We start from the raw sequence: 13,900 nt of genomic DNA, 5'->3' as shown, positions 1-13,900 counted from the left end.
GCTGCTGCGTCCTGCCCTTGCTCCCGGCGGCAGCTTCTCGCTCCTTCCCCGCTTTTTTTGCCGCGGCGCGGCCTCCAGCCGGCAATAAGCTTCCCACTCACCTAGCCGGCAAATTTGCCTGAACGGGGGAAGCCGCGCGGCACAATTTTGCCGCTATCGGCGCGGTTGCCGCGCCATTCCTGCAATTCTTCTCCCCGGCGGCGAAAACTGCGGCCGCCGCTATCTTGCCATGTCACCCCTTCTGCCTCAGTAAATATTTGCACATCGCTGACATGGCCGTCACGATAGCGTTGCAGCCGCACGCCACGGCCGCGGCCGAGCTCCGCCACCTGATCCAGCGGGAAAACCAGCATTTTGCGGTTTTCGCCGACAATAGCGACATTATCGGCTGCTTTTTTGTCACCTGTCGCCGGTATTTTAGCGCAAAGCAGCAGGCTATCCGGCGCTTTAATATTCATAACCTGGCGGCCTTTGCGCGTATTGGCAAAAATATCCTCGGCCTTGACAATAAAACCATAGCCTTTGTTTGATACCGGCAAATATTTGCTCTCCGCCTCATAGACAAAACAGGCGGCAATATCCTGATCTTCTTCCAAATCCACCAAAATGCGAATAGGATCGCCATGGCCGCGGCCGCCGGGCAGGCTATTGGCGTTAAGGACAAAAAATTTGCCGCCGGTGGAAGCAATAATAATTTTATCGGTGGTTTGCGCCGGAAAAGCCAGTTTCAACTCATCACCTTCCTTGAAATTAAGGGCAGAATAATCAGCTAAATGCCCCTTTAAGGCGCGCAACCAGCCTTTTTGCGAGACAATAATGGTCACCGGCTCTTTTTCTATCATCGCCTGGTGAATATCTTCAGCATCATGTTGCGGCGCGGCGGCAAAAATCGTCCGCCGCCGGCCCAAAGGCGTCTCAGGTGCAAATTGCCGTTTTACTGCGTTAATTTCTGCCGCCAGCGCTTTCCATTGCCTGGTGGTCGAGGCTAATAAAGCTTCTTTTTCTGTCTTCTCAGCACTTAAAGCCTCAAATTCACGGCGGATTTCAAATTCTTCCAGCCGGTGCAATGAGCGCAAGCGCATATTCAAAATCGATTCCGCCTGCATATCGCTCAGCGTAAAGCGGCGCATTAACACTGCTTTTGCCTCATCTTCCTCGCGAATAATGCGGATAACCTCATCAAGATTAAGATAAGCGATTAAATAGCCGGAGAGAATTTCCAGCCTTTTGGCAATATTTTCCAGCCTATGGTGCAAGCGGCGCTGTAACACCTGGCGGCGATGCTCCAGCCATTGCTGCAACACAGTTTTCAGCGACAAAACATTGGGGATACGCCCATAGCTCAACACATTCATATTAAGCGGAATGCGCGCTTCAAAATCGGTCAGCCTGAACAGCGATTCCATCAATAATTCCGCATCTACTGTGCGGCTTTTCGGCTCCAGCACAATGCGAATATCTTCGGCCGATTCATCACGAATATCGTCCAAAAGCGGCAATTTGCGCGCCAGCAGCAAATCTGCCGCTTTTTCGATCAGGCGCGATTTCTGCACCTGATAAGGGATTTCCGTGACAATAATCCGATAGGCGCCGCGGCCGGTTTCTTCTTTTTGCCAGCGGGCGCGCAGGCGAAAACTGCCGCGACCACAAGCATAGGCTTCGGCAATATTTTCCGGCTCTTCCACCAGCACGCCGCCGGTGGGGAAATCCGGCCCGGGGATAAAACGCAGCAAATCATGGTCAGAAGCCTCGCTATGGGCAATCAAATGCAGCGCCGCATCGCATAATTCTGCCACATTATGCGGCGGAATAGAGGTCGCCATACCAACCGCAATACCGGTAGCGCCATTGGCCAGAATATTGGGGAAAGCCCCCGGCAGCACGGCCGGCTCTTCATCTTCCTCATTATAAGTAGGGCGAAAATCAACGGCATTTTCTTCTATTCCCTGCAAAAGCAGAGTCGAGACTGCGGTCATGCGCGCCTCGGTATAGCGCATGGCGGCGGCACTGTCGCCGTCAATATTGCCAAAATTGCCCTGACCGTCTACCAAAGGGTAACGGCTGGCGAAATCCTGCGCCATACGCACCAGAGCATCATAAATAGAGGCATCGCCATGCGGGTGATATTTCCCCATAACATCGCCGATAATGCGGGCGCATTTGGCATAAGACTGGTCGGGATAAAGCTTTAACAGCCGCATAGCATGCAAAATGCGGCGGTGCACCGGCTTTAAACCATCGCGTATATCCGGCAAGGCCCGGTTCATAATAGTGGAAAGCGCATAAGCCAGATAGCGCTCTTCCAGCGCCGCTTTCAGCGTGACCTGATCAATGCTCTGAGACATGACTTAATCCTTGGCCGTTAATTATGAGAGAGCACCGGCATCGAGCCGGCAGAACTGGCAAAGCCGCTGCCTGAGCCTGTATCGGCACTGTCACCGGCAATATTTACGAAAAAAACAAATAAGATTGCAAGATAAAACGGCAAGTGCCGCGCGGTCTAAAAGCCGCTCAGGCCAAAGGCGGCAGCATAAACTCCCTATATGTTGCCGGAATTTTACCCTGGCTGGCCGGCGCAAAGTAAAGACAGGCTTGCGGTAAGGCAGAATAATTGCTAAACAGCGCCGGTAATAGCTTAAATTTGCGGTAAATTTTGCCATCAGGCAGAGTTTCCGGCAAGGCGCTTGTGAAAGGTATATTATGTCTGTTTTCGCCGGTTTTAAACATGCTCCGCGCGGTCTTGTTGCGAGCTTTGCTCTCTCCCTTGCTTTTTCCAGCTCGGCTTTTGCCCTGGACGGCAAGGCTTTTATCGATATTATACAAGACGGCATGCAGCCTTATGGTCTGACTTTGGATCATAAAGGCCTGACAGTTACAGGAGATGATATTACTTTAAAAAATGTGCGTTTGCTGCAAAAAAATGAGGCGGATACTCCCTCTTTGCCGATTTATCTGGGCACTGTTGCTTTTAGCGAAGTGAAGGCAGAGGCAGACGGCTCTTTTAATGTTGCAAAAATTGCGGCGGGAGCAGACAGCCTGGCGGCGGCAGCCGATAAAAGCGAAGATAAGGCAGACGGTCTTTCCGGCCGCATTATTGTGCAGAATATAGAAATTGCGCAGGCGCATATCAGCCCGAAAGGCCAAACCTATACTATCGCCCAATATTTGCCCTATAAAAATGTGACAATCAAAAATATCACTTATCAGGCAGGCGATAAAACAACGTTAAGTCTTGACAATATTACAGCACAATATGAAAAAAAAGGCGATAATCAGTTTGAAAATATCAGCAAAATCGCCTCTTTTACTTATGATCCCGCGGCCTGGCCCGGGCAGGACGGGCAAAATGCCAAAACAGTGATGAGCGCTTTGGGTTATGATAAAATCCGCGGCAATTTTTCCGCTATTGCTCTGTGGAATCCGCAAAAGGGGAATCTTGATATTACCGAATATAAATTGGTCGCCGATAAAGCCGGCAGCCTGAGTTTCAGCGGTGATTTAAGCGGTGTTACCCAGCAATTTGCCAGTGCTTATCAAAAACTGGCGCTGCAACAGGCAGAGAATAAAAATCCGACAGAGCAGCAACAGCAGCAGTTAAGCCAAAGGGCTTTGGCTCTGGCTTCGCAGTTGGATTTCAATGCTTTTACCCTGACATATCAGGATAATTCTCTGGCAGGGCGTATCCTTGATTATATGAGTGAATCTTCCGCCACTGCCCGTCAGGAGCTGGTGTCGATGATGAAAGCCAATATTTTGCAAAATACGCAAAATTTCCGTGATACGGCTTTTGCCGATCGGGTAGCCGGCCAGATCAATGCTTTTCTGGATAATCCGCAATCTTTTCAGATAAGTGCGCGGCCGCAAAAGCCTGTTTCTTTTTCTGCTGCTTTACTGGCTATGTGGCTGTCGCCCGAACAGTTGATTGATCTTTTGGGGCTTAATGTAACCGCCAATAAATAGCAGCTTTCTTTGAAATCGGCCGCCGGCTGCAAAACAAGGCCTGCATAAAGCAAAAGCGCTGCCGGGCGGGGCAGCGCTTTTATCATCGACCGGGCTGATACTATGCCCGGTGATACCCTGTTTATCAAAGTGAAGATTCTGTCCAGCGGACAATATCCTGCAATACGCTGGAAAAGGCTTTATCCAAAGCCGCGGCATAATCAGCATTGCCGGAGCCTTCTACCCGTCTTTTCGCTGAAAAAACACGCGTTTTGCGTATATTGCCGGTTTTATCGTCCATCAATTTGGCAGCAATTTCCACATTGGCAAATCTGCCCTGGCTGTCAATATCAACGCTAAACACACGCAGATCCGTGATAAGCTGATAATTGGCATTAAGGCCGTCACCCGGCCGGCCGACACCGGCAAAATGCCCGGTATCCTCCAAAGCCTGCAAGAGCCGCATTTGCACAATATTGGTCAGGCGGTCGCTCCATTGCGCCTTTTTCAGATAAGCGACAGAGCCGTTCGCCTCGCGAATAACAATATCCTGACCGTCCAGCGCTTTTAACGCACCCGGATTGGCCACCAGGATTTGCCGGTGCTGCCTGGCTGTTTTTGCTGTCGCGCCGCTCCTGTAAGCGGGATTAAGATCAAAAGTCTGTTTAACCGCAGAACCGCAGCCCGACATTAAGGCCGCACACAAAGACATAATAATAATTTTGCTCGTCACTTTTTTCACTTCCCTGTAAACTACCTGATACAATGTTACTGTCATGCACCGGTAATTTTATCACCGGCCTGTTCTCCCATTATATTGCGGCACAGAACCTTGACCGCCGAAAATAATACGCTGCGGATTTTGCTCAAGATCAGACAGAGTGCGCTCAATACGCTGAATAGATTGACGGCTATCCATTGCCAGGGCCTGAATCTGGCGCAAACCCTGGCCGGAGAAATTTTGCAAATTGGCGGCAATCGGCCCAATATGCGCATTCAGAGTTTTGACAGCCTGCTGAATACCGTCCAATGTCTGGCGCATTTGCGCAGTCAGGCTGTTTTTATCGTCAGGAGAAAGCAAAGTATCAAGTTTGGCCATCAAGCCGTCAATATGCTGTGACGATTGATTAAGCCGCGCCATCATTTCCTTGCCATTGTCAAGAATTGAGGCAATATCGTCTTTCTTGTCTTTTAAAACAGAGGTAAAAGCATCGGCATTTTTGACAGTCTGGAGCAGAGGCCCGCGCGCATCATGGGTAAAGCCTTCCAAATCGCCGAGAATGGTATCGGCGCGGGCAAAAATATCCTGCGCTGTCGCCAGCAAATTATTCAGGGTAGAAGGATCGGCGTCAATACGGGCAACAGCATCAACTTTTTCCGCTTCCTGCAGCAAATTCGGCTCACTGAGATTGCCGCCGCTCAACTGGACAAAAGCAATCCCTGTCAGACCCTGAAAGCCCAGTGTCGCCTGGGTTGATCGGGTAACCGGCGTTGTGCCGTTAATCGCGGTTTTGGCAATCACCATATTGGGATCAGAGGGATCCAGCATCAGGCGGCTCACCTGGCCGACACGAATGCCGTTAAACAGAACCTGACTGCCTTCGCTTAACCCTGTAACCGAGCCTGGAATGCGCACGTCCAGAGGCTGCAAATTGGAGCGATCACCCAGCCGCGCTGTGTAATAAACCAGGACAAAGGCGAAAAAAAGCACCACAATAGTAAAAATGCCGACAAGAGTATAATTGGCTTTGGTTTCCATGTTTCTTTACCTTGTTACCTGTTCTTCCCCGGCTTGAGAGGGCCTGAGGCTGCGCTTTGCGGGAACAACCATTTGTCTGGCCCGGCGGCCGTGGAAATATGCCTTAATCCACGGATTATCAAGCTGCTGCATATAGGCAACCGTCCCTTCGGCAATAATATGTTTGTCGCCTAAAACCGCTATGCGGTCGCAGACAGAATAAATACTGTCCAGATCATGCGTTACCATATAGACTGTCAGCCCCATAATATCGCGCAGGCTGACAATGAGCTCATCAAAAGCCGAGGCGCTTATCGGATCCAGGCCGGAAGTCGGCTCGTCCAGAAAAACAATAGCCGGGTCAAGCGCCAAAGCGCGGGCAAGAGCAGCGCGTTTAATCATGCCGCCTGATAATTCTGCCGGGTATTTTTCTGCCGCATCGGCCGCCAGCCCCACAAGTTCTATTTTAACGCGGGCCAATTCGTCCATAAGCGCCGGCGAAATCTGCAAATATTCACGCATGGGCACTTGAATATTTTCCAAAACAGTGAGGCCGGAAAACAAGGCACCCTGCTGGAACAAAACCCCCATGCGCATATCAATACCGATTTTTTCCGCCTGACTTATTTTACCAATATTCTTGCCCAAAATACTAATATCGCCGGCAAGCTTGCGGTTAAGCCCCAAAATCGTTCCGGTTAAAACCGATTTTCCGGCACCGGAAGGGCCGATAAAACCCAGAATTTCACCGCGGCGAACGTCTAAATCCAGATTATTCAAAACCGTCTTGCTGCCAAAGCGCACAGTTACCCCGCGCACGGAAATAACCGGATCTATTTTATCTATGGCAGTGGCCGCGGCCTGGTTCTCGTTCATTTTTCACTCCGTTCCGCCTTTGCCTGCCGGCGATTGGCGAAACCCGTTTTGTCAAAAATTGATGGCGGCATAAAATATGGCAAAAAAGCCGTCAACAATAATTACCCAGAAAATAGATTTAACTACGGAAGAGGTAACGCTCAACCCCAGCGATTCGGCGCTGCCGCCCACTTTCAGCCCTTCTACCGCGGCGATAATACCGATAATCAGGGCCATAAACGGCGCTTTTATCAAGCCGGCAAAATAGGTCGTCAACTGCACACTGTCAGACAGCCGCGCCATAAAAGCACTAACCGAAATATTGGAATAAAAATCGGCAATAAGCCCGGCACCGACCAGCGCCGCCAGATCAGCAATAATAGTCAGTAAAGGCAGGACAAGAGCCAGTGCCACCAGGCGCGGAAAAATCAGGACGCTAATCGGGTTAAGCCCCATAACCTGTAAGGCGTGCGTCTCTTCCCGCATGCGCATGGAGCCGATTTCGGCCGTAATGGCACTGCCTGAGCGGCCGGCAATCATAATCGCCGTCAATAGCACGCCCAATTCACGAAAAACCAGAATGCCGACCAGATCGACCGTAAAAATTTCTGCTCCGAACTGGCGTAGCTGAAACGCGCCCTGCTGGGCAATAATGGCACCGACAATAAAAGACATAAGGATAATAATGGGAACAGCGCCAACGCCCATTTTATCCATCTGATTGATCAAAGCAGGCATGCTCACAGCACTGCGTTTGCGGTTTTTTTTCAACTGTGTGCCGCGAATAACCGAACCGAGAATAAACATTGCCATTTTGAAATCATGGCCGCCGTTTACTACAGTTTCGCCCAGTCCGTTCAATATGCGCCGGAGAAAAGAATTTTTTGGCGCTTCAACATAATCTTCCCTATGATCAAGGGTTTTGCCGACAGCCTGGAACAAATTCAGCCAGCCGTTTTTTGCCCCGGCAAAAGAGACATGCCGTTTTTTGCTTTCCAGGCTGCGATAAAGGCGCTCAATCAGCCAGGCGCCGGCAGTATCCAGCCTGGTAATATTGCCCAGACTGATAATAACAGTATCGCTTTCTGCTTTTTCCAGCCGCCGCATTGTATTATCAAGCGCAGCCACTGTCCCGGTATCCCAGGAACCTTGCAGATCCAATATTAAAACGCCGCCTTCACGCCGTTCTTTTATTGTCGGCTCATCTGACCGGTTATAAACAGGCGATTTTTTTACAGACATGGTTCTCAAATCAAAATTTACAAAAGCAAGACCATAATCGGGAAAAGGCAAACCCAAAACCGATAATAGCGCGTTCAAACTCTGTTTCATGCCGTATTCAAGCAATTATTAACATAAGCTTAAAAACGGCAAACTCCCTTAGCCTATATAGGCCGCAACAGCAAGGCTTATTAACGCCGGCAGGCCAAATTAGCGGCCTTTATAGCGTTGATAATGCTTATTTTAGCCGATTATACTTAATATAAAGCTAAAATTCTTCTTTGAGCGGCGGCCGGAAGCCCGCAATTTACTGTTTTATTTATGCCTCTTAATTGTCCGGGCGGAGACGGATAAAAAACGGAGAGACAGAAAAAAAGTCAAAATCCACAGGCAATAAACTGCCGTCAGCTTTCCCTGCACCTTTATATCCTGTATTAAGGGAGTCCGGCTTAAAGCGGCTCCATTTACCGGCCGCAGTGCGGTAAAGGCGGTAAAACAGGACGGCAGGCCGGGGCAGATTGTGTTAAACTGAGAGAAACCGAGGCGGATATGGCAAAAGGTAACAAAACAGCCAATAGCGACAAAAAGACCTTATCGGAATTTGAAAAAGCGGCGCTTTATTACCATCAACTGCCGCCGCCGGGTAAATTAAGCATTCAGGCCACCAAGCCGCTGGATAATCAGCGTGATCTGGCGCTGGCCTATTCTCCCGGTGTGGCAACACCTTGTCTGGCTATTCAGGAAGATCCGTCTCTGGCGGCGCAATATACGGCGCGCGGCAATCTGGTAGCCGTTATTTCCAACGGCACTGCGGTTTTGGGCCTGGGCAATATCGGCCCTCTGGCCGGCAAGCCGGTAATGGAAGGCAAGGCCGTTCTCTTTAAAAAATTTGCCGGTATTGATGTTTTTGATATTGAAATCAACGCGCCGGATATTGACACAGCCGTCAATACAGTTGCCGCGCTGGAGCCGACTTTTGGCGGCATAAATCTGGAAGATATTAAAGCACCGGAATGTTTTGACATTGAGGATCGGCTACGTAAAATCATGAAAATTCCCGTTTTTCATGATGATCAGCATGGCACTGCCATTATTGTTGCCGCTGCCATTTTAAACGGCTTGAAACTGGCGGGCAAAAAACTGGGAAATGTCAAAATTATTGCCTCCGGTGCCGGTGCCGCCGCTCTTGCCTGTCTTAATCTGCTGGTGCATTTGGGGGCAAAAGTGCAAAATATCTGGATAAGCGATCTCTCAGGTGTGGTTTATAAAGGCCGCACAGATCGTATGGATCGCTGGAAAGCTGTTTATGCCAAAGAAACCAAAGCGCGCAAACTGAACGAAATTGTTGAGGGCGCCGATATTTTTCTCGGCCTTTCCGCCGGCGGCGTGCTCAAGGCCGAAATGCTGAAAAAAATGGCGGCCAAGCCGTTGATTATGGCGCTGGCCAATCCGACACCGGAAATTATGCCTGATGAAGCGCGCAAAGCGCGGCCGGACGCCATGATATGCACCGGCCGGTCGGATTTCCCCAATCAGGTCAATAATGTTCTGTGCTTTCCCTATATATTTCGCGGCGCTCTTGATGTCGGTGCCACGGCCATTAACGAAGAAATGAAAATGGCGGCTGTGCGCGCTATTGCTGCTCTGGCGCAAGAAGAGCCGGAAGAAAATGAAAGCGATGCCGACAATATTTATCATACTTTCGGGCCGGAGCATTTAATCCCCTCGCCTTTTGATTCCCGCCTTTTGACCCGCATTGCTCCCGCTGTGGCGCAAGCGGCAATGGCAAGCGGTGTGGCTGCCCGTCCGCTGGATAATATGGATTCCTACCGTGAGCGGCTGGAGCGTTTTGTCTTCCGCACCGGCCTGGTGATGAAGCCGATTTTTGCCGCCGCCAAAAAGGCAGAGCAGAAACGGGTTATTTATGCCGATGGCGAAGATGAGCGTGTGCTGCGGGCCGCACAGGCTGTTATTGAAGAAAATATCGCCAGGCCGATTTTGGTCGGCCGGCCGGGTGTTATTGATGTGCGGCTGCGCCGCCTTGGTTTGAAAATTACTGCCGGTGAAGATTTTGATATTATCAACCCGGAAGATGATCCGCGTTATCGCCAATATGTGCATTTATTGCAGAAAACAGCAGGAAGATACGGCATTACCCCCAATATTGCCGAAACGCTCGTGCGTACATCGACCACAACTATTGCTGCTTTGGCGGTGATTCGCGGTGAGGCTGATGCCATGCTGTGCGGCCTGGCCGGCCGGTTTGATGAAAATCTCGGCCTGGTGGAACGCATTATCGGCCTGGCGCCCAATATTGGGCATTATGCTGCCTTGAGCCTGCTGGTATCACAAAACGGCTCGCTTTTTTTGGCGGATTCTTATGTCTGCCAGGATCCTTCCGCCGATGAGCTGGTGCATATTGCTGTTCAGGCCGCCATTGAGGTGCGCCGTTTCGGCATTGAGCCGAAACTTGCCTTTTTATCGCATTCCAATTTCGGCTCGCGCTTGAGCGACAGCGCTTTGAAAATGCGGCTGGCGGCTGAGAAATTCCGCAATCTTTACCCGGATATTGAGGCTGATGGAGAAATGCACGGAGATGCCGCTTTATCGCAAAAACTGCGTGACCGTATTTTACCTTCATCTTATTTGAAAGGTGAGGCAAATCTGCTGATTTTCCCTAATCTTGATGCCGCCAATATTACACTTAATGTTTTGAAAAAGCGCTGTGATGCCCTGCATATAGGGCCGATTTTACTGGGGGTGAAAAGGCCGGCGCATATTTTGACTCCTTCGGTCACAGCGCGCGGCATTATCAATATGACAGCCCTGGCCGTGGTGGAGACTACGAGTCAAAAGGCAAAAAGCGCCTAAAAACTGCCAGGCCTGACAAAGTGGGCCAAATTAAATTTTGTGCCAATGTCGGCGCAAAGGTGGAAATCCGCGCAAAACGGCAGTCAGCCTGTTGCTTATTGCCGTTTTTGTTTAATAATCCGACCCTGAAGAAGGCAGGAAATTGCCATGAGATAAATATCATGCTAAAGGGGATATATCCTCGGTTTGCGCCAAACCTGTTTGCCGCAGCGTGCTGATTTGGATAAATCAGCGGCTTCAGATAATAAGGAATTATGGATTTGTCTTCTACTTTTGATAAAGTTGCCGATATTATTGCTGAAACCAGCGAAATTGATCGCGCTATTATAACACCGGAGAGCAATACTGACGATTTGGGTATAGACAGCCTTGATTTCCTCGATATTGTTTTTGCCATTGACAAGAGTTTCGGCATTAAAATTCCGCTTGAGCAATGGACACAAGAGGTAAATGAAGGCAAAGTGGATAAAGAGGAATATTTTGTTCTCAAAAATCTCTGTGCTAAAATTGACGCTCTTGTTGCGGCCAGGAAAGATTCGTAAATTTTCTACCTTTGGCGCCGTAATCCGCAGGTCGGCTGGAGTTTGCACATGAGTGAGATCGGGGCGGCGTGCCTTGGCGGAGGTCTGGGATAATTTATCATGCAGGGTAATTCTGTCCTTATTACCGGTATCGGGCTTGTCTCCTCCATGGGGGAAGGGATTGAGGCGCATTGGCAGGCTGTTACCGCCCCATTGGCTCCTAATCTGGATAAAACGGGGTTTGCTCCCTATATAGTGCACAGGCTTGGCGCAGTGGACTGGAATTTGCAAATTCCCCGCCGCAGCGATCAGCGGCAAATGGAGATTTGGCAGAGGCTTGGCACTTATGCCGCCGGTCTTGCTCTGGAAGATGCGGGGTTAAAAGCGCGTGAAGATCTGACCGCCAAAATGGATATGATTATTGCCGCCGGCGGCGGTGAGCGTGATATTGCCGTCGACACCCAGATTTTGGCGCAAGCGCGTTTATGCCGGACGGAAGAAGAGCGCGGCCGGCTGCTTAACCGGATATTATTGACAGAATTGCGCCCTACTCTGTTTCTGGCGCAGCTTTCCAATCTTCTGGCCGGCAATATTTCTATCGTCCACAAGGTCACCGGTTCTTCCCGCAGTTTCATGGGGGAGGAAGGCAGCGGCCTGGCGGCGATGGAGACTGCCTTTGCCCGGATTCGCTCCGGCCAGAGCAGCCATATACTGGTGGGCGCTTCCTATAATGCCGAGCATTATGATATGCTGTTGGGGCAGGAGCTGAATTCTTATCTCAAGGCTGACGGCTATGCCCCTGTCTGGTCGCGTCACCGCGGTGATGAGCGCGCTCAGGCGGCCGGCGGCCTTATTACCGGCACGGCAGGTGCTTTTCTGGTATTGGAAAGCGCCGCTCATGCCGAAACGCGCGGCGCCCGCGTCTATGCCGAAATTGATATTATTGCAACCGGTCAGACAAACCGGCAAAAAACATCTTTGGCCGAAACTCTATCTGCCATGATCAAAACAGCAATAGCGGAAAAAAAGGCAGATTTTGCCGTCAGTGCCGCTTCCGGCGTGTATGGGGTAACACAGCAGGAGGAAAAGGCCCTGCAACAGGCCGGCCTTGTCTATCGCGCTTTCAGCACTTTATTCGGCCATATGCGGGAGGCGCAATTTCCTTTTGCCGTGGCCCTTGCCGCCCTGGCTGTGCACAAAGGCCGGGCTTTTGCCCCGCTGGAAAAAAAGGAGCCGGCGCAAATGCCGGAGCTTGAATCAGCCCTGGCAATAATAGCGGGGATAGACAGGGCGGAAGGTCTCGCTTGTCTGTCAAAAGTATAATATGTCTCACACCTCTGCCGATAAAAGGGCGGCGGTTTGCCTGAGACAGTTTAATACGCGCCGGTGAGGGCGCGGGTAATGGATAGAGCATGAGCGCGGAAAAAGATAAACAAGGGCGCCCGATTGTTGCGGTAACCGGCATGGGTGTCGTTTCTTCCCTTGGCCGGGGGAAAGCAGAAAACTGGCGCAAATTGACTGCCGGGATAAGCGGCATTCATAAAATCAGCCGTTTCCCGATAGCAGATTTGCGCACTTACATTGCCGGCACGGTTGATTTTTTGCCGGAAAGTGCGGCCGGCTCCTCTGTTTTATCGGAAACTCTGGCGCGTCTTTCGGCAATAGAGGCAGTTGAACAAGCAGGGTTTGAACCGGGAAATTTTGGCGGGCGGCTGGTTTTGGCTGCTCCGCCAGTGGAGCTGGACTGGAAAAACCGTTTTGCTCTGGATAATTTTGCCCGGCAGCATTGGGGCAGCGACTGTCCTCCCTCTTCTTACGCGTTATTATTGGCGGAATGCCGCCGCCACAAGTATGAAGCTTTTTTCGATACAACGCAATTCGGCCATATTGCCGAGCGGCTGGGGCGGGATTTCGGCACATGCGGCCTGCCTGTTTCACTTTCTACTGCCTGTGCTTCCGGCGCTACGGCTATTCAAATGGGAGCTGAGGCAATAAGGCGCGGCGAAAAGCGTGTGCTGGTTATCGCCACAGACGGTTCTGTCTCGGCGGAAGCTTTAATTCGTTTTTCTTTGCTTTCTGCCCTTTCTACCCATAATGACCCGCCGGAAAAGGCCTCAAAACCTTTTTCAAAGGATAGAGACGGTTTTGTTATGGCCGAAGGTTCGGGTGCTTTGGTGCTGGAATCCCTGGATAATGCGCTGGCACGCGGAGCAGAAATTCTGGGGATTGTCGCCGGCTGTGGCGAAACGGCCGATGATTTCCACCGCACCCGCTCCAAACCTGATGCCTCGCCGGCTGTCGGCTCCATGCGGGCGGCCATGGCTGATGCCGGGATCGGTATTGATGCTATTGATTATATCAATGCGCATGGCACTTCTACCCCGGAAAATGAAAAAATGGAATATTTGGCCATGTCGACCGTTTTTGGCCATGCTTTGCCTCATATTCCTGTTTCGTCCAATAAATCAATGATTGGCCATACTTTGACGGCAGCCGGCGCTATAGAGGCGGTTTTTTCCCTTTTGACAATTCGTGACGGTATTATCCCGCCCACTATCAATTATGACAGACCTGACGATACTATCCCGCTCGATGTCGTGCCTAATCGCAGCCGTCAAAAGCCGGTTTCTTTGGTTCTTTCCAATTCTTTCGGTTTTGGCGGGCAAAATAGCAGCCTGGTGCTGAAAGCTTACAAAATATAACCCTTATCTGCTGTATAAACGGGAGTGCAGCGCCCAGATCCAGGCAAATATAA

9 protein-coding genes and 1 pseudogene are annotated in these 13,900 nt (G+C 50.6%); 5 read left to right on the top strand and 5 right to left on the bottom strand.

Features of this window, described 5'->3' with window-relative positions:
• Positions 1 to 101: 101 nt before the first annotated feature.
• A complete protein-coding gene (gene parC / locus DPQ22_RS06615) occupies positions 102 to 2,345 on the bottom strand; it encodes a DNA topoisomerase IV subunit A (RefSeq protein ID WP_150214353.1) in 2,244 nt (747 codons plus the stop codon).
• A 355-nt stretch (positions 2,346 to 2,700) separates the two neighbouring features.
• Between parC and DPQ22_RS06610 the strand changes: the two genes are divergently transcribed.
• A complete protein-coding gene (locus DPQ22_RS06610; RefSeq protein WP_150214351.1) occupies positions 2,701 to 3,960 on the top strand; it encodes a hypothetical protein in 1,260 nt (419 codons plus the stop codon).
• A gap of 124 nt (positions 3,961 to 4,084) precedes the next feature.
• On the opposite strand, the gene DPQ22_RS06605 is transcribed toward DPQ22_RS06610, so the two are convergent.
• Genes DPQ22_RS06605 through DPQ22_RS06590 form a run of 4 tightly spaced genes read right to left on the bottom strand, consistent with a single transcriptional unit; the run spans position 4,085 to position 7,774 of the window.
• The gene (locus DPQ22_RS06605; RefSeq protein WP_320411423.1) at positions 4,085 to 4,717 is read right to left on the bottom strand and encodes an ABC-type transport auxiliary lipoprotein family protein; all 633 of its coding nucleotides are present in this window, start codon (positions 4,715 to 4,717) and stop codon (positions 4,085 to 4,087) included.
• A 15-nt stretch (positions 4,718 to 4,732) separates the two neighbouring features.
• Positions 4,733 to 5,698 (bottom strand): MlaD family protein, encoded by a 966-nt coding sequence (locus DPQ22_RS06600; protein ID WP_150214349.1) that lies wholly within the window; start codon positions 5,696 to 5,698, stop codon positions 4,733 to 4,735.
• A 6-nt stretch (positions 5,699 to 5,704) separates the two neighbouring features.
• Positions 5,705 to 6,553, bottom strand: a complete 849-nt coding sequence (locus tag DPQ22_RS06595; protein ID WP_150214347.1) for an ABC transporter ATP-binding protein — start codon at positions 6,551 to 6,553, stop codon at positions 5,705 to 5,707.
• A 51-nt stretch (positions 6,554 to 6,604) separates the two neighbouring features.
• Positions 6,605 to 7,774 carry an ABC transporter permease gene (locus DPQ22_RS06590; protein ID WP_150214808.1) on the bottom strand — a complete coding sequence of 390 codons (1,170 nt, stop codon included), beginning with the start codon at positions 7,772 to 7,774 and terminating at the stop codon, positions 6,605 to 6,607.
• A gap of 526 nt (positions 7,775 to 8,300) precedes the next feature.
• Here DPQ22_RS06590 and DPQ22_RS06585 point away from each other — a divergent pair.
• The 4 genes and pseudogenes from DPQ22_RS06585 (at position 8,301) to DPQ22_RS06570 (ending at position 13,847) form a co-directional block, all read left to right on the top strand.
• A pseudogene (locus tag DPQ22_RS06585) lies at positions 8,301 to 10,624 on the top strand (NADP-dependent malic enzyme).
• A 254-nt stretch (positions 10,625 to 10,878) separates the two neighbouring features.
• Positions 10,879 to 11,166: an acyl carrier protein gene (locus DPQ22_RS06580; RefSeq protein ID WP_190323171.1), complete on the top strand. Its 288-nt coding sequence runs from the start codon at positions 10,879 to 10,881 to the stop codon at positions 11,164 to 11,166.
• A 99-nt stretch (positions 11,167 to 11,265) separates the two neighbouring features.
• Complete coding sequence (locus DPQ22_RS06575) at positions 11,266 to 12,468, top strand: beta-ketoacyl-ACP synthase (protein ID WP_150214342.1); 1,203 nt, start codon at positions 11,266 to 11,268, stop codon at positions 12,466 to 12,468.
• An 89-nt stretch (positions 12,469 to 12,557) separates the two neighbouring features.
• Positions 12,558 to 13,847 carry a beta-ketoacyl-ACP synthase gene (locus DPQ22_RS06570; RefSeq protein WP_150214340.1) on the top strand — a complete coding sequence of 430 codons (1,290 nt, stop codon included), beginning with the start codon at positions 12,558 to 12,560 and terminating at the stop codon, positions 13,845 to 13,847.
• The last annotated feature ends 53 nt before the right edge of the window (positions 13,848 to 13,900 follow it).

It is taken from the genome of Candidatus Tokpelaia sp. (genome assembly GCF_008636115.1).
Lineage (GTDB): Bacteria > Pseudomonadota > Alphaproteobacteria > Rhizobiales > Rhizobiaceae > QLZD01.
This window is presented reverse-complemented; position numbering and strand designations above follow the sequence as displayed.

Bases quoted from the DNA above. Each gene is read 5' to 3' on its own strand.
- parC (WP_150214353.1), bottom strand. From the start codon at position 2,345: ATGTCTCAGAGCATTGATCAGGTCACGCTGAAAGCGGCGCTGGAAGAG.
- DPQ22_RS06610 (WP_150214351.1), top strand. From the start codon at position 2,701: ATGTCTGTTTTCGCCGGTTTTAAACATGCTCCGCGCGGTCTTGTTGCG.
- DPQ22_RS06605 (WP_320411423.1), bottom strand. From the start codon at position 4,717: ATGACAGTAACATTGTATCAGGTAGTTTACAGGGAAGTGAAAAAAGTG.
- DPQ22_RS06600 (WP_150214349.1), bottom strand. From the start codon at position 5,698: ATGGAAACCAAAGCCAATTATACTCTTGTCGGCATTTTTACTATTGTG.
- DPQ22_RS06595 (WP_150214347.1), bottom strand. From the start codon at position 6,553: ATGAACGAGAACCAGGCCGCGGCCACTGCCATAGATAAAATAGATCCG.
- DPQ22_RS06590 (WP_150214808.1), bottom strand. From the start codon at position 7,774: ATGTCTGTAAAAAAATCGCCTGTTTATAACCGGTCAGATGAGCCGACA.
- DPQ22_RS06580 (WP_190323171.1), top strand. From the start codon at position 10,879: ATGGATTTGTCTTCTACTTTTGATAAAGTTGCCGATATTATTGCTGAA.
- DPQ22_RS06575 (WP_150214342.1), top strand. From the start codon at position 11,266: ATGCAGGGTAATTCTGTCCTTATTACCGGTATCGGGCTTGTCTCCTCC.
- DPQ22_RS06570 (WP_150214340.1), top strand. From the start codon at position 12,558: ATGAGCGCGGAAAAAGATAAACAAGGGCGCCCGATTGTTGCGGTAACC.